We start from the raw sequence: 23,368 nt of genomic DNA on the forward strand, positions 1-23,368 counted from the left end.
TTTGTTTAGTTACTCGTCTTTTTCGTACTGTTTTAGTACAGCCAACATATCTTCTGAAATAGGTGATTTTTGCCCTATTTTCATATTAAACATCACTACATTGGCATAGCCTGTGGTGCAAATAGCCTGCTGTGATTCACTGAACGCTTCATAGCGCATAGTAAAACGGTCACTTTTAATATCGGTAATATATGAACCAATATACAAGGTATCAGGAAAGGTCACTGGGCGTTTGTATTGCGCATAGGTATCGCGTAATACAGGGCTGCTGGTAGGGTCCGACAACACAGAAAGCAAACCAGTTTGTGTTAAAAAGTCGATTCGTGCTGTTTCAAAATAACGAAAATAAGACACATTATTTACATGCCCTAACGCATCCATTTCGCCCCAAACAACGTTAATTTTAGTGTGAATTGGATACTTTTCGAAAAATTCCTGCATGGCTTTGCCTTTATAGTTATTAGTGTTTTGAGATTAACAACTCACTTGTCGGACCACAAGTTTTTAAGACTACTTAGTATGGGTTTTACATAGCGGCAAGGTGCGCATCACACGTAATTTAGAGCGGCTACCATGTTAAACAATAAGTAATGACACCAACAAAGCCCCCCTAAACATACTCGCGCTATTTATTGTCCTTTAGAGCATGTTGAGCTTTACCTTCTAATCTAAAGAATAAATACTTTGGTCATCAGTTAAATGCCTATCGTCCCAATCCCCTATTAACTTGTGGGTTATGTAAGTACATTTGCGGGCTAGAGTTAATACTTTAAATAGGAACAAGGATGCGTGACGCAATTATTTTATTAACCATAATGCTGTTAGTCGGCTGTGGCGGATCATCAAGCAAAAAACCACCTCAGGTTGTTAACAGCGCCCCTCAACTGACACTTGAATCTGCATACACTGCACAAAGCGGTGCAATACTTACCATTGAACATCAAGTAGCTGATCCTGAAGATGACACGGTTTCATTAACTTGGTCGAACGACATTAACCAAGTTACTATCACTCAATCAACACTTGCAATAACCAGCGTTCAATTACCAACTGTAACAACAGAAACCACATTAACGTTAACTTTAACGGCGCGAGACGATAAAAATGCAACAACTAGTCAGGATGTTACGGTCACAATAAAGCCTAAATCTGCGCAAGTAACGTTTGACTTACTTGATGCGTATTCTGCTAAAGAAAACAGTTATTTTGAGCTAACGACACAAATCGAAGCGAATCATGTTATTTCAGACATTTCATGGCAGCTAGATGAACCACTTAATGCAGATGTAAATGTACAAAATTCATTAAATGGCACTTTGGCCACATCCTCATTAACACTATTAACGCCCTACGTAACTCAAACACAATCGTTTAATGCCATTATATCGGTTACTGCCAATGGTCAGCTCTCACAAAGGCACACACGTATTACAATCAACCCAGACACCTCAGACTTTTTGTCGATATCACTACCCGAGCGCTACGATGTTGATGAAGGCAAAGACGCCAGCATTAGCGTGACGATAAATTCAAGTGACAGCCAATCTGAAATTCAGTGGCGCTGGCACAATAGTGAAATTGCGCTTACCAGTGACGATTCAAAAACGGTATCGTTTAAAGCGCCTCAAGTTGATAGCGACCAAACGCTAATACTTGAAGTAAGTGTAACAAGTGCAAACCAAACACACATTGCAGAGATACCTGTAACAATCAAAGATGTTACTGTCTATTCAAACATTAGCTTGGCTGCAAATCGTACTTTAGCGGTAAAAGGGCATGCGGTTTTTATTGATGTAATAACAGAAAATCCAGAGCAAATTTCTAGCATTGATTGGACTGTAAATAACCTTACTGAACAAGATTATAGCGCCAAAGATCATCGCCTAAACATTACTGTACCTGAAATAAGCAGTGGTTTTTTTATTGATTTAGAAGCACAGGCAACGCTCACTTTAACCAATGGCAGCCAGCAAACCTTAACTCAATCTATCCGCGTATTAAATCCCTACACGTTAGATACCGAGTTAAGCATCGGGCATAATATCGACCGCCCCTTGCCGGTATATAACGGCGAAACGAGTAATTTCACATTGAGTGTATCAAATGCGTATGATTTGATTGATTCAGTAGCCATTGACTTACCGTTCACCGTAACGCCATTTGCAACAAAAAATGCCGAGTTAGTTAACAACGCAATTCAGCTGGCACTGCTATCAGATAACATCACCACTGAAGCAGAAACCACGTTGCAAGTTACTGCGTTTGTGGGCGACTACCAAGTAAATCATTACTTTAAGCTAAGACTAAAACCATCCCACTTTACCATTTACCCTGGGTTAACCGAGCAGTTTTACGCGGGCTCTCAAATAACATTATTCAACCAAATTTACCATGATGATACCTTGCGCGAAGAAACCGCCCAGTGGCAAACTCACACATCGATTGGTGATATTGTGCAATCAGATAGTGGCGAATTTAGCTACGCAAGTTCACCGTCGTTTCACGGTGCAATCAGCCTAAACGCATCATTTAATCAAAATGAATCAACAACGCAAAGCGACAAACTCATTAATATGTATCGCACACTTAGAATTGATAAGGACGATATTAGTTGCTCCGTGAGTGGTCGCAGTACTGTGTGTATTTATTATGGCCGTACTATCAGGTTTACCCTTGATACCGCACAACTCCGACAACTAAAATTGAATGACGAAGTTGCCTGTTTACTCACACAAAATAGTGCTGTGGAATGTATTGGTAATTCGGCAAATCCAATTGTTAGCAACACTCCTACGCTATCGGGCGAAATTGAACGCCTAAATATGGTTGGAAATAACGCGGCGTGTGTGCAATTTGAAAACGCTCAGTGGCAATGTTGGGGTCAAAATGCAGCTAATACTACTTCATTAACAAACGCTTTTTCTCATGTGTATACGATTACACAGCATAAACAGAATACCTGCTTGGTAGGAGATGGCTTTTTGCATTGCTTTAATCAAGTTGGCGAGCAAAGCTTTAATGATTTAACAGGCTTTATTAAAGACATTGAGATTAAAAGCAGCGGTTTGTGCTACCAATATACTCACCAAAAAACCTCTTCTTGGCAGTGCCCAAGCGAGCTTAAATAACCATTTAAAAAGCGGCTTAAATGCCGCTTCTTATTTGTGTTACGCAATAGTTATATTCATTTAAGGCAACAATAAAGGTTTATTAACCAACAGGTGCCTTTTACGTGCGGTACAACACTTTAATGATATGCCAACCAAACTTGGTTTTAACTAATTGTGGCGTGAGCACTTCGCAAGAGAAACACACTTTATCAAATTGAGGCACCATAGTGCCGCGTTTAAACTCTCCTAAATCACCACCCTTCTTACCCGACGGGCAATTAGAATACTTTTTTGCCAAAGTTTGAAACTTTGCCCCTTTTTTTAACTGCTTGAGAATATCTTCCGCTTGCTCTTTATGTTTAACCAAAATGTGTAAAGCATGTGCTGTACTTGCCATTGTGCTTAATTCTCACTTTTAATGTTACTGCGCTATTAATAGCGTAATAATACACGAATACAGGCCAAAACAAGAAGCAATGGTACAAAGCAAGCATCGAATCCCTGCCCGTATCGGTCTTTTACCCGCTTAAATTACGCTGATCTGTTACAATTAATTATCAAACCGAGATACTTTGTCCTAAGCTCTAATAATGTGGATAAAAAGGCGAGATTTATGGATATAAAACGCGCAAAACTAACGAGAAACTATGTTGTTTTTATCTACCTTATACTGCTAACAGTAAGTGGGTTTTCAAGCAACGCTATCGCTAATTCTCTTTCTATTTCAGTTGGTTGGAACAAACCACCTTATGTAATTGAAGAGAGAAACTCTGGCTTTGAACTCGATATGGTTTCAGCAATATTTTCTAATATGGGTTATTCTGTCAGCTACGTATATGTGCCATTTGGCCGCTCAAACACACTGATTAAAGTACAAAAAGTAGACGCTGCATTAACAATGAACGAGCACATGGATATAGAAGGTTTAGTGCTTAGCGAGCCCTATATTTCATATCAAAATGCTGCCATCAGTTTGAAGGGACGCAGTATTGAAATAGACTCAATATCCGATCTAAAAAACCATTCTATTGTTGCATTTCAAAACGCGTCGGTGGTTCTTGGTGATGAATATCGAAAAGCCGCCGAAAAAAGCCCTCTGTACCTAGAATTACCCAATCAGCGAAAACAAGTTGAGATGCTGTTAAAAGGCAAAGTCGATTTTGTAGTTATGGACATCAATATTTTTAACTATTTAAGCAATGAGCTAATTGGCAGTTCACATATGGCAAACGTGGTCATTCATCGATTATTTCCAAAAACGACCTATCACATCGCCTTTACTGATGAAAAACTAATGCTGGCTTTCAATAGTGCAATGAGTACCTATAAACAAACAAAAGAGTACAAGAATCTTGTCGCGAAATATGAGTTTCTGTATTAGGCCATGTTCTCAAACACGATACAACTGAAACGGAACAATCAGACTCATATCGGTACTTTTTATTACGCGAGCTAACGATACGCACTTTTCGCCGTAAGTAGCGGGGTAATCTCACCCTTTGCAACTACCAATACCTGATTTTTTAACCCGCTATGTGCGAAATCTCGCTGCTGGCACGTCATGAAAATAGGCGTCGGTAACTTAAACGATAATGTCGATGTAAGAATAATTATTGACTGAAGTTACGTAGTTACAGACATAAAACTGGCATTCCAATAAAGTCATAGTAAGCGGGCAAAAAGTAAAATTGTATTACGTTTAGCCAAAATGATAGCGCCGACTAAAACACCGCTCGTTATTCTGCTCTCATCACGTAATAAGTTGGCGCTGTTGAACTTTTCTTTTCAAAAAGGCAATATCCTCTCAGTATAAAATGCGTACTTCTGCTATTGATATGCGTGTTACATAAGCCTATGTATTAGTAACGGATGACAATACAATGCGAACAAAAATACCAAGCGCTTACAGATATTTACTGGCCTCAGCTTTAATATTATTTTCATTGATTTGTCAGGCAGAAACGAGTGTAAGTGATAACTCGCACACAAACTGTAGCACTAAAAATATTGGATTTAGTGCCGAGCCAAACTCCCTCACAGCAAATTCACTCGAGGGATTCTATGGCTATTCAGATCTTTTCTATTTACCCAACAGTCCATCTCGAAAAGTTGTGTTAGTTTCTAACGGACAAAAATTCCAAACCGAACAAGGTATGTTAGATGATATTGAGGCAATGGTTTCAGTGGAAAAGTACAAAAATCATTGCGAAAAAATTGAAATTATCATCGTTAGAGCAAGGTATTTCGAATCTGGATTAGAGTTAATTCGTGAGCTTGCATATTTATATGTAAATACCCATACCACGCCTTTTCACTACATTGGCGCATATGATTTTGTGATTGGCGACGATAACGAATACCAGATGCTGATGCAAAATACGGCGTTACTACCCGATGATTTAAAAGATATTTTTTCAACGCTTGATTTAACCCTGAAAAATAGTGGGTTACAGCTGCGCATTACCAACTTTTTAAACACCAAAACCGAGGTTAAGGTGTACCCAATCAAATAAAACCTCCTATCACCAAACGTCATTACTATCATAAGCAACACGCTACGGCTCAAATTAAACATACTCATTGCGTTTGCTAACAAGTGCCAAGCACCAAAAACTTACGACTTACGAAGTCTTTCATTTAGGTATAAGCAACTCCAATACCATCAAAGTACACCAAGTATATTGTTCACTAACAGCATTTATATAACAGAGTGAAGCTGCTATTCAACTTTGATATTTATAATCTTTTTATCCTATTTAAATCAAAATTAGGGTGGAATTAGCTTGTAAATAGATAGCATTCAAATAGTATAGAAAATACACAACCCGTCTTTTTCGGGCATATCGTTATAGCGCAGTATAAGGTGCCTGCAAGCGAGGGATTTTTCAGCCGAGGTCTATGTTTTGGCTTGTTTTCAAGGAGAAAGAAATGTTCAAGTATCTATTGGTCTGTGTGACCATTTTAGTTTTTAGTTTACCCAGCTATGGGGCAGATAAACCCAATGTGCTTGTTATTTGGGGCGATGATGTTGGCATGTGGAATATCAGTGCCTACCACCGCGGTATGATGGGAGGTAAAACACCTAACATAGATAGCATAGCCAACAATGGCATGATATTTATGGATCACTACGCACAAGCCTCATGCACTGCAGGACGTGCTGCGTTTATTACAGGTCAATACCCGATGCGAACTGGGCTTAGTACAGTTGGTTTGCCAGGTGCACCACAAGGTCTGCAAAAGAAAGATCCTACGCTCGCCACTATGCTTAAATCGAAAGGGTATGTCACAGGCCAGTTTGGTAAAAACCATTTAGGCGACCTTAATGAGCACTTACCAACAAACCATGGTTTTGATGAGTTCTTTGGTATTTTATATCACCTTAACGCTGGTGAGTATCCAGAGCAACATGACTACCCGCAAGATGCTAAAACACAAAAGAAATTTGGCTTAAACATGCGTGGCGTTATTCATTCAAAAGCGCTCGCTAATGGTAAACAAGACATTAAAGATCTTGGCCCTTTCGGTAAAGAGCGCCAACGTAATTTAGACCAAGAAGTATTGGTTGAGTCAAAACGCTTTATTCGTGATGCTGTAAAACAAAATAAACCCTTCTTTGTTTGGCATAACACAACGCGTATGCACTACCAAACCAATTTAAACAAAGCCTATGACGGTAAAACCGGCTATGGATTATATGCCGATGGTATGGCTGAGTTGGATGATGATGTTGGTGAATTACTTGGTTTATTAGACGAACTTAATGTAGCAGATAACACAATTGTAATGTTCTCTACCGATAACGGCGCAGCATCTAACTCTTGGCCTGATGGCGGTAACCAGCCATTTCATGGCGAAAAAGGTGTTGGTGGTTGGGAAGGTGGCTTTAGAGTACCTATGCTTGTTAAATGGCCTGGGAATATTCCAAAAGGTGTAAGCACTGGTGAATTTATGACCATGGAAGATTGGATGCCAACAATTATGTCGTGGGTTGGCGACAAAAATTTAAAATCTAATCTACTCAAAGGCACCAAAATTAATGGTCAAAAATATAAAGTGCATTTAGACGGCTTTGATCAGAGTGATATCTTGCTAAACAATGGTAAAACAAAGCGCAAAGAGTTTTACTACTTTACCGAAACCACATTCCACGGTCTGCGCTACGGCGATTGGAAATTAATCTTCACGGAGCAAGAGCACTGGTTTAGGTCAACACAGCAAGCGCTAACTTCGCCGTACATTATTAACTTAAAAATGGACCCATTTGAGCGTTTTATTCACGCCAGAGGTTATGATGAGTGGGCAGAAAACCGTAGTTGGATTTTAGGCCCTGCGGGTAAGCAAATTGCAGATTTTGTAAAAACCTTTAAAGCATTTCCGCCCAGCCAAGAAAGTATGTCGGTACAGGTAGACAACATTGCTGACATGATTTCGAAACAAGCACACAGCCGATAATCAATTAAAGCCAACCGGTACAGCGTATTGTTACGCTGTACCGGTTGTTAAACACATTAAATCAAATAAGAAGCTGCATTTTCACACTTTTACCTTGCTAATAAATACGCCTTTATTACAACACTTTATCGCAAAAACCATCAACGCAGCCAAAGCTGCACAGAGCAAAAAAAAGCACTCAAAAGCGGAATAAAAGGCAATTAATGACAATTGTCATCTTACATTGATGACACTTGGCAGCTGTGCTGCGCGCATTCATTTGCCACAATTATTACATCAACTAAACAAGGAGAGACATCATGAACAACGTAATTAAACACTTTATTGAATACAGCTTAAGACATTTGCCACTGCTTATCGGGTTAACATTAATTAACCTGTTTACTGCACCAAATCATTTATGGGTGCTGTGGGTAGCATTATTTACGTTTATGGGCTTTTTTAACGAGGTGAGTTTTACAGGTAAAAATAGAGCTAGCAAGCGCGACGATAATGATACTTGGTAGGCGAATTCGCCTTACCAAGCATCACCACTTAAAACTCTCTATAGAAAATATGGTTTTATCGCGTATGCAGTGCAATTCCCATCATAATTACAAGAGTGGACAGAAAGGTTACAAACGTCAGCACAAGCGCAAAAAAAGATGCGAAGCCATTGTGATGCGCTTTGCCATAAAAACCGCGACAAGAGAGCCAACCAAATACAAAGCAAATTAAAACTGAGATCGGTGCATGAACGTCTGGGTTAATCATCATACTGATAAAGCCCAATAATCCAGTGCATAACACAAAATGCCCCATAGTATAAAAAGAGAACACCAGTGTTTCAGCGGTGTTATAAACCTGCCGATGCTTTTTGGAAAATAAGCGTAGAAAAAGTGCAAACGGAATACATAAGAAAATAAACCCTAAGTAGGTATAACCCTGATTGATAACCGACAAATACAAATCAGCATACTTTTTAGGAGCATTTTCTCCCAATAGACCTTTTAAACTTTCGAGCATTTCGGGAGATTGCTGTACTTGCGCAATCATTTTTTCAGATAAAACGTCTTTAAACACAAACAACATTAGTAATTGCGCTGCCGCGCCAATCAAGTAATAGGTTAACGGATTAGTAAAAATAACCCTTTGCCCTTCTACATGACGCTTTGCAACGGAACCCGGCGATTTAAAATGTTGAAAGAACGTGTAAAAAAATCCCTTATCGAGGTTAAGCCATTGCGATGGAATATCTATCAACAGCATTTTTAACGATAATCGCTCTGCGCGATAACGTTGCCCGCATGAAGGGCAAAATTTATCTTGTAATGGCGTATCACAATTTGCACACGCGCTTAAATGCGCTGAAACTTGATTTGCGTTATGTTCTAAACCCACAGTAGTCGCCTTATTCTTTTTAGGTAAAACGTTACCTAAGCGGCTAATAAATTACAAATAAGTATTTAAAGTAAGGTAAATTGAATAAACGTAGCGAGTTTACTTGGTGATTTGCTTACTAGGCTATTGATAAACGTTAACTTTAGCTGACCTTTGCTCTTAATGTTTTTTCTTCAAATACTTTCCTTCAGAAAAAAAATTCCCATAAGCTGTAATAAACAGCGTCTTTAATCCACTAACTAAAGAAAATACAAAACGGAACAAGGTGAATGGGAAGCGATTTTTATCAGCAATCGATACTGCCCTATGCGGGAATCATCATCAAAATATGCCGGGCATATACACATAGCCAAGAAGATTTTGATGACTATTACCAAGAGGTATGCCTGCAAATATTGCGAAGCAAAGACAGCTTCAACGCAGGTTCACAATGGTCGACTTGGGTTTACAAAGTGGCCTTAAATGTATGCTTAACCAATTTAAAACAGCGTAAGCAGGGCGAAAAACACTTTGTCTCTGATGCGTTACCCGACGAGGTACAAGATGATTTAAAAGCATTTAACTCAGACGACATTAACGTGCTTTACAACGCCATAAAACATCTGTCTGAGATAGACCGAGCAGTAATTTTACTTTATTTAGAAGAAAAATCTTACAGCGAGATTGCAGAAATAATCGGTGCTAACACCAATGGTATTGGCGTGCGCATTACGCGCATTAAAGAAAGATTGAACAAGTTTATAAACGCGCAGGAGGGAACACATGAACAAATCAATTGAAACAATGTGGAAACAAGGCTTTATTAGCGAAGGCGAACTAGTAGTGCCTAAAGTTAACGACTTATATAACAGAAAATCTCAAAACTTAGTTGATAAACTGCAACATATGTTTGCTGTGAACATTAAAGCAATCGTAATTGGGGCCTTGCTGTTACTCGTAGTGATGAGCTTAATCGGCGCTCCTTGGCTTGGCATATATATTTGTGTATTACTGGCTCCGTTGGTGCTGATGGCGAGAAAAGAGTTAGATAAATCGTACAACTTATCGAAAGGGCAAAGTAGTTTAGAGTATTTAGAAAGCTTTAACGCGTGGCTTCAGGATTCAATCACGCGATACGCTATTTACTACAAGTTTTTCTACCCATTATTTTATGTCGGAATGGTGTCACAAGGGCTTGCGAGTGATGCAGGCACTCGCGTAATGGCACGGCTCCTAAAAGCCTACCCAACTGACTATGTTTTTCTAGATATTCCTGGTTATGTGTGGGGTCTAATCACTGTGCTATTACTAGTGGTGATAAAATATTCAGCTGCACTCTATCGCCTAGACTTAAATATGATCTACGGACGACAATTTAAAAAATTAGAAGAGCTAATAAAAGATATGCGAGCATTAAAATCAGAATAACCTATCAAAAACATAATCAACAAAAGTGTAAAACGCAGCCTATTGACTGCGTTTTATGCATAACTTTCAAAACCTCAGCTATATATAGATCTGCGGCACACAATGAACGTTCAAAAGCGAATGAGAAAGTGGAGTTACGTCTTGCCCCAGTCTTGCGTTTAACACGATGCTACTTTTCACTAATGTGTGATTTAAGCCCGCTCTAAAATCCTCTAACTACTCTGGCTTGGCCAATTTACCGTTTTTAAGTAGTTCTTGATATAAACCCTCCAGAGGTTCTGGGATCTTATCGTGAAGATCAGGTTTTGCTACCAATAATTGAATTAGCGCTTGTTCTGCGCCATTTTTGTCATTTTCTTCAAGTTTAGCTAAAACAACGTTGAACTCTGAACGTGGTTCAATGCCTTTTAAATTCGGCATCGCGGACGGTGGCGCTGGAACGGATCGCGCTTTTTGCTCTGGGGCTACGCGTTCAACTCTTGAGCCTGTTACTTCTATTTTTTCTAACTGCACGTCATCTGCTAATAGTTCCATCATTTCAACTTGCTGTTCACGTTTGGCTATTTTCTTGGCTTGCGGTATCGCAGGCTTATCAATTGATTCTACTGATTTTAATTCCGATTCAAAATCTGGCTCTTGATAATACTGCCAAGGTGCAAACACGGCGATAGCAACCATTGCAGCTGCGATGCCTGAATAATGCCACCAGCGGTTTGGCTTTATGATAACGGGCTGCTCTTTGCTAATTGCATCGGACGCGTGGGCTAAAATGGCGTCATCGAGGGCTTTTGGCGGCAGCTCATCATTACCTTGTTGATAAAGCTGAATGATCTCTTTATCGTTAAATTGCTTAATCATACCTGCCTTTAGCCTCCTAATTCAGTTGCACCCGCTTTACGCTCTAAACATTCGCGAAGTTGCGACATAGCGTAGCGTAATCTGGTTTTAACGGTTTCAGGTTTTGCCTCAACAATGTCGCAAACTTGTGCGGGCTCAAACCCTGCTTCGTGGCGTAACAAAAACGCTTCGCGTTGCTGTGGTACAAGTAGCTCAACACAATGCTTAATGGCCTTTTGTAAATAATCATTATGCAAGGTGCTTTCGTGATGCGTTTGGTTTGAGGCAAGAGTAAGGTGATTGCCTTCATGTTGTTCGTCATCAACTAAAGACAAGTGCTCACCTCGTGCTGTTAACTTTCGGTGTTCATCAACCAACAAGTTATGAGCGATGCGATAAAGCCAAGTGCTAAATTTAGCCTCTACTTTGTAACGGGTGCGATTATCGATTACCCTCAGCCACACTTCTTGAAACAATTCTTGTGCTTTATTTTGCTGTTTTGTGCCTAATTGGCGACACACATAACGATACAAGGGCCCTTTATGACGGGCATAAAGGGCACGAAAGGCAGCTTGATCACCTTTTCCATAATCAAGCATAAGTGCCTCGTCCGTATCCATGTGTGGTTCAATTTTTTGAGTCATATAGGCTATAGTGATTCAGCTATAAAGCACTGGCAAGTTCAACCAAGTTAACAAATTCACCGCGATAGTTAAATGGGTCATCTCCCCTATTTGCTCGTGCAATTGTGGCAATATCTTGGTAATTCATACTGCCTAAGTACTGACTCTGCTTTAACTTTTGCGCAAATGCCGCGACTGAGGACGCAAATTTAAAATCCAAACTGGCACTATTGAAATTATTTAACACCTGTTGTTTATTAACTACTTGGCTAATTAATTTACTCTCCGTTTCACCCGGTAATTTATAGCGAATTTTTACCTGTAACAGTTCATCGCTAGCGCTTACCACTTGTTTTTGTTGGTAGCGCAGTGCATCAACTTGCCCTTTATTGCCAGCAAGCGTTAATTCATATAAGGCAGTAACAGTATGACCTGCACCAATTTCGCCGGCATCGACACTATCGTTATTAAAGTCTTCATCTTTCAGTAAGCGATTTTGATAGCCAATCAAACGATACTCTTTAACTTCTGCTGGGTTAAATTCGAGCTGAATTTTGACATCATTCGCAATACTTTGCAGTGTGCCGCTCATTTGCCTTAAAAGTACTTTTTGCGCCTCGTGCAGGGTATCAATATAGGCATGATTGCCATCACCAATATTTGCTAATTGTTCCATCATGGCATCGTTATAGTTACCGCGACCAAAGCCAAGTGTGGTTAACGAAATACCTTGTTTGCGCTTGTCAGCAATCATCTCTTTGAGTGCATCAATATTGGTTGTGCCAACATTAAAGTCACCATCAGTGGCTAAAATTATGCGATTCACCCCGCCTTTAATAAAGGCTTTTTTCGCCGCTTGGTAAGCCATTTTGATACCACTTTCACCATGTGTACCGCCACCTGCTTGTAGTTTTTGCAAAGCATTAATAATAGTTTGCTTTTCATTGCCTTTAGTGGGGCTAAGTACTAACTGTGTATTGCCTGCATAGGTCACCAAACTCACCGTATCGCGTGCCGATAACTGTTTCACCATCATGGTTAAGCTTTGCACCAGTAAAGGCAATTTGTTTTTATCATGCATCGAACCCGATACATCCACTAAAAACACCAAATTAGACGGCTTGCGTTCACTCACTGGTAAATCATAACCTTGCAAACCAATTCGCAAAATATGGCGCTCATCACTCCAAGGCGCTGGCGCTAATTCAGTAAAGGTAGCAAACGGCTGTGATTTATCTTCTGGTACGCGGTAGTTGTAGTCAAAATAATTAATAAAGGCTTCCTCGCGTACGGCATCTTTTGGTGGCTTTTGCCCCATGCTTAAATAACTACGCACATTGGCATAACTTCCGGTATCAACATCAACCGAAAACGTAGAAAGCGGTGTGGTTACAGCTTGAAATACCCCATTACTATCACTCGGCAGGTAGTTATCTTGGTTTTGAGGCTGCGTAAAATATTCAGGTGGTGGCGGTGGTGCTATGCGCTTTCTCATTGCAGGTGCTGCCATTAAGACATGTGGCTGACTGGCCTTCATGTACTTCACAACTCCCCCATCAGTTTGCACATCAGCCAATCGACTACCCGTCACAGTAACCTTTTCAACCTCGGCAGCCTCTTTATTTTCTAAAGCAGTTTGGACTTGTTTTTCATTTTCAGGCTGCTTTGCAATTGTTGTTTCCGATTCTTGATTCGAACAACCAGAAATAAATAGCGTGCCGATTGTTAATGCGATTAAGGTTTTATTTGTTTTCATAATCTGTCTCTTTTATAGATGGTTTAACGCTATAAACGGACGACGATAAGTTTGGGGGTGAATTATTTTTTAGGTTTTTGTTCGTACTCTCTTAGAGCTCTACCCACCACTTTTCACTTTTTAATGGCGTGTCAAATCATATTGGCACTCTTTGAAACAAAGAACACCTTAGAATTTGATTGATTTTCATACACAAATTACAAAGAATAACTACAAAACCAGCCAATGCTTTGCAACCTTTACGTGTTTTGCTAAGAGGATAAACTAAATGTTACAAATCATTTAAGTGTCAAAAACAGCTTCATATTGACTGATAGTTTGATTACTGTAAATTTAACGGATTAATGGATAACCACATGTTTTAAAAACAATTACAAGGTTTTATAATGTATCAAAGGACTTTGATTAAGTTTTTCTTATTTATAACTCTATACGGTTTAGTCGCTTGTGGCGGTAGTAGTAAAAAACCAATACAACAGGTAAATAACTCCCCAATTGTTAACGCAGGTGCTGATTTTCATGTTAATGAAACCTATGAGGTAAAATTATTTGCAACAGCTTCTGATCCTGACGGCTCTATTACAACAATTAATTGGCAACAAACCGCAGGCCTTCAAGTAGAACTATTAAACAGTAATAGCCTAACACCATCATTTGTCGCACCTACAGTTGCTGTAGGTGAACAGCAAACTCAAATAACCCTCCAAATAACAGCGGCTGATAATAAAGGAGCTTCGTCCTCCGATAATATCACTATTACAATCAATGCTGTAAATGAAGCACCGATTGTCAATGCTGGTGAAGATATTGAAGTCAATGAAAAACAGTTGGTTGAAATTACAGCTACCGCAAGTGACGATGATAATAAAATAAAATCTATCCTATGGCAGCAAATATCAGGAACACCTGCGTTAATTGATGACATTAATAGTTTAAAACTTTCATTTGTTGTACCTAGCATTCCATTATCTCAGCAGCAAGATAAACTCGTTTTCCAAGTAATGGTAACAGATGAGTTAGGCTTAACAGCGGAAGATGACATTGTTATTACCGTTAATCCTTTAAGTCGTGCACCAATTGCCAATGCTGGAACTGACAAAACTTATTTATCAAGTGAGTTGATCCACCTTGATTGTTCTTTGAGTTCAGATCCTAATAGTTACCAGCTTTCATATGATTGGCAACAAACACAAGGGGATGAAATTTTAATAGAACAGGCCACTAGCTGTAATCCAAGCTTTACTTTACCTAACCAACCCTCTCAAGTAGATGTGATGTTAACTGTTACGAACGAACTAGGATTAGCATCTCAAGATACAGTGAGAATTACAGCGCGAGAATATCAAGGTAATTTAAATGAAATTGGGCACGATAAAGTAATTTTACAGAGTAAATTAAACTCAAATGGTATTTATCACCTTTCATTAAATCCTGAAAAGGACATCGCTTTTGTCTCTGATAGCAATATTTTAACTGCAGTTGATATTTCAGAGCCGTTTGATTTAAAACCTCACCCTTGGCAAGGTACTTCAGGAACCTGCCAATCCAGTTTTAGCCAAGGTAACTTTTTGGTTGCAAGTTGTGTTGACGAGCTTCGCTTTTTTGATATTTCTGATTTAAATAACATTCAATTGGTTAGCACAGTTAGAACAAATACCTCATTTAACAATTTTGAATTGTCAGGAAACCTTCTACTAGCATCAGCTCCAATAAATGTTGGTTCTAACCAAACAGAGCGTATTGTTGCTCTAGATATTTCAAATTTAAACAATGTCCCTTTTATAGATATTTCGACAATTAATAACGTTTTTAATGCTAACGATGCCTGGGTATCTGGTCTTGCAATCAAAGATAAGACCCTTTTCACCGCAGCAAGTGATGGAATGTTAAGGACTTTTGATATCTCAAATATCACAGCGACTAGCCTTATAGCTACATTAGATTTAAAGGTTCCCCTTGGTGAAATAGCTGTAACAGGAACAAGCTTGTCTGTCGCTGCGACAACAAAAGGTGTTGTGCTAGTTGATATAACTGAATCACGTAATCCGATTATCGCAGCAAACATTACAGCCCCTCAAGGAGCATACAACCTATCTCAAAATGCGAATGTGCTGAGTGTTGCCAGTACTAGCTTTAATGAAATCATGTTTTTTGATATTAATAATTTAAATTCACCAATTTTAATTGGTAAAAAAACTGAAGCATTTAGAGGTGTAGGGCTTTTCTTACAGAATGATACTTTATTCTATTTAGATAGCAGCTTAGCAGCATTAATTAGCCAAGATGTATCTAATTTATCTGGATTAGCTGGTGTTGAAATCACGCCTAGCACAGGAGCAAAAATTAGTAGTATTGCTGCCAGTAATAACAAGTTATTTTTTTCAAGTGACGATAACCGGTTAGTATCGGCGAGTATTACGGATAATAATAACCTAGCTATAAAAGCCTCGTTAGATGTTTCTCAAGCAAACAATATTACACTGATGGATGATCAGCTCTTCTTAGCAGCAAACGACAATTCATTGAAACTAGTCGATGTGTCTGATGAAAATAAACTAACTTTAACATCTCAATTGCAAGTTGATGAGGCTATTTCCGCAATAATCCCTCATGGTAATAATGTATTGATTAGTGAAGGTAATAGTAAGCTCCAATTACTCGATGTTTCAAAAGCCGAAGTTATCAAACCAATCTCAGAATTAATTCTGAATTCAGGCCGAACAATCGGAGGTATTGATTCAAATGACTTATCAATTATCACAGCAACTCAAGATAACTCTTCAGTAGTTCAATTAAATTCCAGCGGCGAATTAGAATCAATTGCCAATATTTCTTTTGACTCAGCTCCAGATGAAGATGGATGGGAATATAACTCTGTTGTTATATATAAGAATTATGCCTATCTTTTAGCAAAATACTATGGCCTTCGCATACTTGATATTTCCAATCCAAAATCTCCTCAATCGGTTAAATCAGTTTCAGACATATCGGGAAGTCAATTAAAGTTAATTGATAATAAACTGTTTGTAATTGACCCTTTTAGCGGAGTATCTATTTACGGCTTAGACGCTCCTACTGAACCGCGTCAATTATCAAGCTACTTAACTCGAAATTCTATCTATAAAGTCGCAATTGACAGTGAAAAAGTTTACAACTTAGAGCGAGAACGAGCAACTCATCATGATTGGACATTTTGGCCTCTAAAAGAAACTTTTTCTTTAGTTGACTTTACAAAGTCAATAAAGCTTAAACAGTCATATTCGCTAGTTAATACAGATTCAAATTTATCTTATGACGCAACATGGCAATTAGATGGTCCAGTAAAATTAGTTTGTATAGTAACAGGTGGTAGTTGCTCGGTTGAACAAGATACTACCAGTAAAACAGCTAAGATAATTTGGCAAATACCCAGTGATGCAGGTGATCACCTTATTTCAGTATTACTTGCTAATTCAAACTTTTATGATGTAGCTGAAGACAGTGTTATTGTAGAGTAAATCATAAGGGCAATACTATCACTTTGATTTCAAACCGTTAAACACAAAACACCCACCAATAATTAGGTGGGTGTTTTTTATTAACGTCAATATTCTTTCACAAGAGCTAAGGGTTCATCTCCTGAAACTATCAAATAAGTATTGCTCTCAATATCTAGTTTTTCAAATGAGTATCGTCCCCTGATATGTTCATTGAAAAACCTTCCCATGGATGTTGAATAATAAAAGTCGTCCCACAGCAGAATAGGTATATCAAAGTATCGATAGACTTCTCCAGACTCAAATTTCAAATCAAGCACTTTATTTATTGATGAGTAGCCGATATGTGAAAAAGCACTGGAGCTCACCGGATGTTGCTCAAATAGTGGGAATGGTATTTGATTCAAAACAGAGCCGTTTATTCCTTCACCAATCTTTGCTGCTACATTTGATGAGCGAATATAAGAGTCGATTAAGCCATGTCCTGTAGAATCAAACACTGATGCCATTGAAAAATTAGATGGCAGGCTTCCAAACAAAATTCTTACAGCTCGCATAATTGCATCTTGATCTAATGTTAAATGAGAAATTAATTGAGAGTATTGATCACCCAAGCTCCCACCCAAAGAACTTGTTGGTGTTGCAATCGACGCTAAGCTTACAAGTGGGTAGTCTGATACAAAGTAACCATCTGAGTATTGGTAGCTAGAGATAACCTCATCAAACAGCGCATTTGTATAGAAGTTCCCTTGAGAATGACCTACTAAGATAATGCGATTACAAGAATGCATTTGAAATAGTAGCTTTTGATATGCATTTCTGTAATCCGTATCGTTTAATCTTGAATAATTTACATCATTAAATACATCTCTAATGACGGACTCTACTAATGCAGTTTCATCTGCTGAAAGCGCATCTATCGTGCCACCAATTATCGCAGTTATAATTCGATACTTTTCTGATGTTGGAGATAAATCTGCATATTTATGCTGTGCAACTTCAAATATTTGAAGATGTAATGCCTCATCTTCGTTGTGACTGCCAGTGGGCACTCTACCCTTTTGAAAATTATTCAAATAGACATCTTGAAAGTTATCTAACCAATATAGATTTTTACGAAATGCATCTGATGTTGTAAACATACCATTTACATAAAAAAGCCTTAATTGATCAATTTGTTTAGTACAATATCTATCTAATATTTGAATATCTGCAAATACCCAATTTGAACTCAGAGAAAGGATAAATACTATTAACCGTATCATTACTTTACTCCTTGTAAAGCAACACAATCTTTATCCGCAGCTAAATGAAAATCATCATCCCATGGAATAAGACGATGAACTTTATTTTGCCCTGTTCGATTAGCAAACGCTCTCTCCAAAGTGTTGAAATAGAGGAGTTTGGGGTTTCTAAAGTGTGGAAAATTAGTCTGTAACACTCTGGTACACATACTAATATTTACAAAATCCAAGATGATTTTTTTGCCTATATCTTCATCTAAATGAGAGAATCTATTTTGTTCAACATCAATCACTAATTGCAAGGTTGGTGCGGCTGCTAAACTAAAGGTGATAAGCTCTGGTGAGTCAAATTTTTCATAAACAACTCGCTCATAATCATCTCGAATACCGTTTGAGTTTTGATCGACGCCGTCTAACGTTTTATAGTCGTCAGGATGTACTGGTGGTAACTTTGGATCAACATAAAAAAGATCACGTATGCGCTGCCAACTATTATTAGTTTTAGGTTCGTGATTTTCATTCCAATAACGGGCAAGAAAATAGTCAGTACCAGATTTAACTAAATCGCCTCCCTGGTAAACCTTAGCAGGTTGCCATTTTTCTATGACTGAGTTTTGCACCCAGATCCACCCATCCCAATTAATATTATTTTTAACTGGTTCGATGCCTTTGACCCAGTGCATTGCCACAAATAGATTTTCGTTATGAGAAACCACATCACCTGCAATATAAACTGAACTTGCATTCCATGGATTATGTTTGGGCTGAATGGTAGCTAAATCAATGTTTTCCTTATAAGAAGCTAACCGTAATAAGTTCGTTGGATGAACGTGCGCGCAAAAAAGTAGACACGCTAACAGTATCATTCTAACCATTTCAAGTTCCTTTTGAATTAGTTGTTATTACTCCTTAACTCAAGTTCATTTTGTCACCAAAAGCAAATATAAAATGACATAATTATTACAACTCTTTGTTAATAATTGAAATTACTTACTCAAGAATAAAACAAAGACATTTTAAATCTGCGACAAGAAGATTTACCCATCACCCCTTTTTAGTAACAGCTCTTCATTTCATAAAAAATTAGCCTCAGATACGAGGCTATTTAGAACGTAAACTGCGATTAGAAACTATATCTCACGCCGACATTCCAGCTTAATGGTTCGCCGCGAACAACGGTCGGGCTCCATGTAGCAATTGCTCCGTAGTAATCTTTATCAAGCGCGTTATCGATATTTAAATTAACAATTAAATCATCTGTTACATCATAACGTGCCATCAAATTGACTAGAGTTACACCAGACTGTTCTATTCGATACGGAGTGGTGATTGAAGAACCATTACTATCAAACTGCCCCGTTGGACGGCCATGTTCTACATAGTATTTACTTTTATAATTGATACCTAAACCAATTGTTAATCCATCCACTAACTCGCTAAAATCATAAGTGGAATATACGTTAAATAACACTTTAGGTATTTCAGTATTAATACGCTCGCCGTCGTTATCTTCTGTTTGTGTATAAGAAACGCCACTGTAAATATTCCAACCATCGCTAATGGCACCTGAAACTTCCGCTTCAAAACCACTGGTTTCGTCACCATCACCACGAACTCGGTAAGGGGTGTTACCCTGCGCTGTTTGATAATTTTGATCAAATCGTGGATCGCGCTCCGCAACACCATTTTCAATGATTCTAAATAGTGCACTTGAAAAGTTCAGGGCACCTTCAAGTAATTCAGCTTTTAAGCCAATCTCATAACTTTGGCCTGTAACTGCATCTAACAAGTTGTCATTTGCGTCATAAACACGTTGCGGACGAAATGCATCAGTGTAGCTGGTGTAAATACTAAAATCTTCATTAAGGTCATAAACTAAACCAGCGTAAGGCGTAATTTCATTATCGATTTCACGATTATCGCGTTGCTTTACGAATTGGTTAGTAAGTGGATCATAGCTATCTGAGGTGTAACGCCAATTAGTTGTTCTTAAGCCTGTAATAAGTTTAAAGTCGTCATGCAGATTGACGCGCGTTGCGGCAAAGAAGCCACTTGTATCTGTGGTGTTAACATAACTTCGCCCTAAACGCTTAAAGTCATAACGCGGTAGTTTTCCATCCCATGTAAACCAATTTGGATTATCTGGGATACTAGATACATTCGAGCTTTTTGTGCCAAAACCTACAGATTCTCGGTCGTTCATACTGTAACCAATAATCACTTCATGAGTGCGACCGAATAAGTCAACAGGGCCTTGTAGCGTAAAATCAAATGTGACCTGCTCATCTTCACCACCTGGCATTACCCAATTAGCGCCAAATGTGCCTGAGCCATCAGGATTCAAGAAATCGTCGTACCAAAGAAACATTAAATGGCCGCCTTCCATATCAATGGTATTGTAGGTGGCCATTGCATTAAGTAACCAGCCGCTTTCAAAGGAATGATCGATACTTGCAAACGCAGTATGCTCCGTTAAAGGCCAAGCACTCCAAGTTGCAGACATACCAGTTTTACCTGGGCCTACTTTTACTTTACTACCATCATTAAAGAAGTAAGGTTGATTATGCGAGTTCATCGCACCGCGCTGGGACGTATCGGCATATTCATAGCCGATACGTAATAGGGTGTAGTCAGTTAAATCTGCCTCGGCAGTCACATAAAGCGACGTTTTCTCTTGGCCATAACGTTCAATGTATGAATCTTTATCATTATAGGCAGCGGCGACACGACCTCGAATACGACCATCGCTGGTAAGTGGTGTTGAAATGTCTGTTTCAACGCGATAGTGATCCCAACGTCCTAGCGACGCTGCTACACTGCCTTGAAACTCTTTGCTCGTAGCACGCTTACGTACAATATTTACTGTCGCCGTTGGCTCGCCTTCACCTGTCATAAGGCCATTCGCACCACGTAATATTTCTACGCGCTCGTACGCAACTGAGTCGCCATCAACATCAGGACGGCGTCCACCACCAAACTGTTGTACACCGTCAATTTGAATACGATTTACTTCGCCGCCTCTAATATTGTATGAGGGGCGATCTAAACTACCTGTACTTGTTGCATGAAAGCCTGTTGAATGCTGTAAAATGTCGGTAATGTTAACTGCTTGCCAATCTTGTAATTGCTGATTAGTAATAACCGATACTGATTGTGGCGTTTCTCGCAAACTTAATACAAATTTGGTCGCAGATTTTGTAGCCGGATCCGAGTAACTGTTTGTGGTGTTGCCGTAAACGTAAATTCGTTCCAGCTCTTGTACGCGATCCGCCTCATTTTCCAGTTCGATTGAAGCGTTATCGCCACTGTCTTCTTGGCTGCTGTCTGCTATTTCGTGTTGTTGAGCCAAAACGTTAAACGAAATACTTTGAGAAATTATGAGTGCGAGTGTTGTTAACTTAAATGCTGGGATTGAAAGCTTAACGCTTTTTAGGGGATTCATTCTATTCCTTTTAAATAAATGTGTGATTGAATTTGCTCTCATGCAATAACAAACCAACATAACAGAAATAGAAATACTTATCATTACCATTAAAATTACAACGTAACTTTTGTCACCCCTCAAATTGTAACTGAATATTTCAAGCGTAAACCATGTTAATTTTAATAGGTTAAGTTTATGTTTTTGAATCGTTTGTGGAAGTATTCAAAGGATTGATCATATTTTTGAAACAATAAAAACATATCCATTTAATCAAAATAGTTCGGGTGTCTTTGTTATTTGTTTACGAGGAGCCGACGACGAGTTAGCGCGATTTGGACCACCACTAAAGTGTCTATCAGGAAATGAGACAACAAATAAAATTTTAAAGCTGAATAATGGAAGTTGGAGAGGATCAACAGCTTCAGCAATTGATCCACAATATGGTTTACAGTGTTATTAGCAATAAACGGGCATTAGTCGACAATCACATGTGGCAAGTAACGGCTCATATCCTGTGTAATTGCGCTGTCATCTTCTCGAATTGAAATTCCGGCGGCTTGGTCATCCACCAGCCAACTGCCAATAAGTGTGTGGTTTTGGCCGAATTTCGGTAGCGCATGCTTGGCTTGAAAGATAAACCCTTCTTCACCATAAGGGCCATCTGAACCTGATGAGCCGCTGATAGGATTACCTCGACTATCAACAAATGAAATATTAGCGCCTTCGCGAGAGAATATTGGTTTTTTAACCAACACATCGCATTCTTGCGCTAAGTGCAGTTCATCATCAAAAAATGCGGGTAATAAATTTGGGTGATTTGGGAACAAGCGCCATAACATTGGCAACAATGCTTTGTTAGATAAAATCGCTTTCCATGGCGGCTCCATCCAGCGCATGTTTTGTTTGCCTAACAGGCTGCCAAACTCTTCTTGAAACATAAATTCCCAGGGGTACAGTTTAAACATCCAGTCGATAACCTGATCATCTGAATCTGTGAAGCGGTTATCTGCATCTACACCGATTTCTTCGATGTAAACGAATTTGGTGTTTAATCCGGCGGCGATTGCGCAATCTTCCATGTATTGCACTGTGCCGCGATCTTCTTCCGAATCTTTACAGCAGGCAAAGTGTAAAGTCCTGTCGGGCGTTAAATATTCAACCTCTTTAAAACGATTAACAAGCTTTTCTTGCAACGAGTTAAATTGGTCTGCTTTTTTTACAATTACGCCATTATCAACGTTATCAGCCAACCATAACCACTGCCAAAAAGCGGTTTCATAGACTGACGTTGGGGTATCTGCATTATTTTCGTATAGTTTTGCCGAACCATTGCCTGAATAAGCAAAGTCTAATCGGGAATACAAACTTGGGTCACCATTGACCCATGATTGGCGAATAAAACCCCAGTGCTGCTCGGGAATACAAAAACGCTTAAGTAGCGTTTCGTCGTTAATGACCTGGCTAACAACTTCCAAGCACATCTGATGTATCTCTTCAGTCGGCTTTTCCAGGTCGTTTTCTATTTGCTTAAGATTAAATTGATAATAAGCAGACTCATCCCAATAGGTTTCCCCATACATGGTGTGAAATTTAAAGCCAAATTCTTCGGCTTTTCGCTGCCAGTTTGGTCGTTGCGCTATTGGGAGTCGTAGCATA

Annotated in this window: 18 protein-coding genes; 8 read left to right on the forward strand and 10 right to left on the reverse strand. The window is 38.9% G+C overall.

What is annotated here, in order from left to right; translation table 11 throughout:
• Nucleotides 1–9: 9 nt before the first annotated feature.
• Nucleotides 10–441 carry an acyl-CoA thioesterase gene (locus tag PSPO_RS20080; protein ID WP_010558736.1) on the reverse strand — a complete coding sequence of 144 codons (432 nt, stop codon included), beginning with the start codon at nucleotides 439–441 and terminating at the stop codon, nucleotides 10–12.
• Between the two features lie 344 nt (nucleotides 442–785).
• Between PSPO_RS20080 and PSPO_RS20085 the strand changes: the two genes are divergently transcribed.
• Nucleotides 786–3,128 carry a hypothetical protein gene (locus PSPO_RS20085; protein ID WP_010558735.1) on the forward strand — a complete coding sequence of 781 codons (2,343 nt, stop codon included), beginning with the start codon at nucleotides 786–788 and terminating at the stop codon, nucleotides 3,126–3,128.
• Between the two features lie 100 nt (nucleotides 3,129–3,228).
• Here the strand turns inward: PSPO_RS20085 and ppiC are convergent, their stop codons facing one another.
• Nucleotides 3,229–3,507 carry a peptidylprolyl isomerase PpiC gene (ppiC, locus tag PSPO_RS20090; RefSeq protein WP_010558734.1) on the reverse strand — a complete coding sequence of 93 codons (279 nt, stop codon included), beginning with the start codon at nucleotides 3,505–3,507 and terminating at the stop codon, nucleotides 3,229–3,231.
• Nucleotides 3,508–3,723: 216 nt separating this feature from the next.
• Between ppiC and PSPO_RS20095 the strand changes: the two genes are divergently transcribed.
• The 4 genes from PSPO_RS20095 (at nucleotide 3,724) to PSPO_RS20110 (ending at nucleotide 8,071) form a co-directional block, all read left to right on the forward strand.
• Entirely contained in the window at nucleotides 3,724–4,491 is a 768-nt protein-coding gene (locus tag PSPO_RS20095; RefSeq protein ID WP_010558733.1) for a substrate-binding periplasmic protein, read from the forward strand.
• 730 nt (nucleotides 4,492–5,221) lie between these two features.
• Nucleotides 5,222–5,623, forward strand: coding sequence for a hypothetical protein (locus PSPO_RS21750; protein WP_158523475.1), 402 nt, complete (start codon nucleotides 5,222–5,224; stop codon nucleotides 5,621–5,623).
• Between the two features lie 415 nt (nucleotides 5,624–6,038).
• Entirely contained in the window at nucleotides 6,039–7,565 is a 1,527-nt protein-coding gene (locus PSPO_RS20105; protein WP_010558731.1) for an arylsulfatase, read from the forward strand.
• A 299-nt stretch (nucleotides 7,566–7,864) separates the two neighbouring features.
• Nucleotides 7,865–8,071: a hypothetical protein gene (locus PSPO_RS20110; protein WP_010558730.1), complete on the forward strand. Its 207-nt coding sequence runs from the start codon at nucleotides 7,865–7,867 to the stop codon at nucleotides 8,069–8,071.
• 55 nt (nucleotides 8,072–8,126) lie between these two features.
• On the opposite strand, the gene PSPO_RS20115 is transcribed toward PSPO_RS20110, so the two are convergent.
• Complete coding sequence (locus PSPO_RS20115) at nucleotides 8,127–8,945, reverse strand: DUF3667 domain-containing protein (protein WP_010558729.1); 819 nt, start codon at nucleotides 8,943–8,945, stop codon at nucleotides 8,127–8,129.
• Nucleotides 8,946–9,214: 269 nt separating this feature from the next.
• On the opposite strand from PSPO_RS20115, the gene PSPO_RS20120 reads away from it, so the two are divergent.
• Both PSPO_RS20120 and PSPO_RS20125 read left to right on the forward strand, forming a co-directional pair.
• Nucleotides 9,215–9,724 (forward strand): RNA polymerase sigma factor, encoded by a 510-nt coding sequence (locus tag PSPO_RS20120; RefSeq protein ID WP_010558728.1) that lies wholly within the window; start codon nucleotides 9,215–9,217, stop codon nucleotides 9,722–9,724.
• Entirely contained in the window at nucleotides 9,708–10,352 is a 645-nt protein-coding gene (locus PSPO_RS20125; protein WP_010558727.1) for a hypothetical protein, read from the forward strand. The genes PSPO_RS20120 and PSPO_RS20125 overlap by 17 nt, the downstream gene beginning before the upstream one ends.
• Nucleotides 10,353–10,568: 216 nt before the next feature.
• Here PSPO_RS20125 and PSPO_RS20130 read toward each other — a convergent pair whose 3' ends face one another.
• From PSPO_RS20130 to PSPO_RS20140, 3 genes are read right to left on the reverse strand one after another with little or no spacing between them, the layout of a single operon-like run.
• Nucleotides 10,569–11,210 carry a hypothetical protein gene (locus PSPO_RS20130; protein WP_010558726.1) on the reverse strand — a complete coding sequence of 214 codons (642 nt, stop codon included), beginning with the start codon at nucleotides 11,208–11,210 and terminating at the stop codon, nucleotides 10,569–10,571.
• Nucleotides 11,211–11,218: 8 nt separating this feature from the next.
• A complete protein-coding gene (locus tag PSPO_RS20135; RefSeq protein WP_040641876.1) occupies nucleotides 11,219–11,809 on the reverse strand; it encodes a sigma-70 family RNA polymerase sigma factor in 591 nt (196 codons plus the stop codon).
• A 43-nt stretch (nucleotides 11,810–11,852) separates the two neighbouring features.
• Nucleotides 11,853–13,568 carry a vWA domain-containing protein gene (locus PSPO_RS20140; RefSeq protein ID WP_010558724.1) on the reverse strand — a complete coding sequence of 572 codons (1,716 nt, stop codon included), beginning with the start codon at nucleotides 13,566–13,568 and terminating at the stop codon, nucleotides 11,853–11,855.
• A 386-nt stretch (nucleotides 13,569–13,954) separates the two neighbouring features.
• Between PSPO_RS20140 and PSPO_RS20145 the strand changes: the two genes are divergently transcribed.
• Nucleotides 13,955–17,065 carry a PKD domain-containing protein gene (locus PSPO_RS20145; RefSeq protein WP_010558723.1) on the forward strand — a complete coding sequence of 1,037 codons (3,111 nt, stop codon included), beginning with the start codon at nucleotides 13,955–13,957 and terminating at the stop codon, nucleotides 17,063–17,065.
• A gap of 86 nt (nucleotides 17,066–17,151) precedes the next feature.
• Here PSPO_RS20145 and PSPO_RS20150 read toward each other — a convergent pair whose 3' ends face one another.
• The 4 genes from PSPO_RS20150 to PSPO_RS20165 form a co-directional block, all read right to left on the reverse strand.
• Entirely contained in the window at nucleotides 17,152–18,309 is a 1,158-nt protein-coding gene (locus tag PSPO_RS20150) for a KTSC domain-containing protein (protein ID WP_010558722.1), read from the reverse strand.
• Nucleotides 18,309–19,163, reverse strand: coding sequence for a chitodextrinase (locus PSPO_RS20155; protein WP_010558721.1), 855 nt, complete (start codon nucleotides 19,161–19,163; stop codon nucleotides 18,309–18,311). The genes PSPO_RS20150 and PSPO_RS20155 overlap by 1 nt, the downstream gene beginning before the upstream one ends.
• 248 nt (nucleotides 19,164–19,411) lie before the next feature.
• On the reverse strand, nucleotides 19,412–21,730 hold the full coding sequence (locus PSPO_RS20160) for a TonB-dependent siderophore receptor (RefSeq protein WP_010558720.1): 2,319 nt from the start codon (nucleotides 21,728–21,730) through the stop codon (nucleotides 19,412–19,414).
• Nucleotides 21,731–22,185: 455 nt separating this feature from the next.
• The gene (locus PSPO_RS20165) at nucleotides 22,186–23,367 is read right to left on the reverse strand and encodes a glutathionylspermidine synthase family protein (RefSeq protein ID WP_010558719.1); all 1,182 of its coding nucleotides are present in this window, start codon (nucleotides 23,365–23,367) and stop codon (nucleotides 22,186–22,188) included.
• Nucleotide 23,368: the final 1 nt, after the last annotated feature.

This window comes from Pseudoalteromonas spongiae UST010723-006, from assembly GCF_000238255.3.
In the GTDB taxonomy this organism is placed as follows: domain Bacteria; phylum Pseudomonadota; class Gammaproteobacteria; order Enterobacterales; family Alteromonadaceae; genus Pseudoalteromonas; species Pseudoalteromonas spongiae.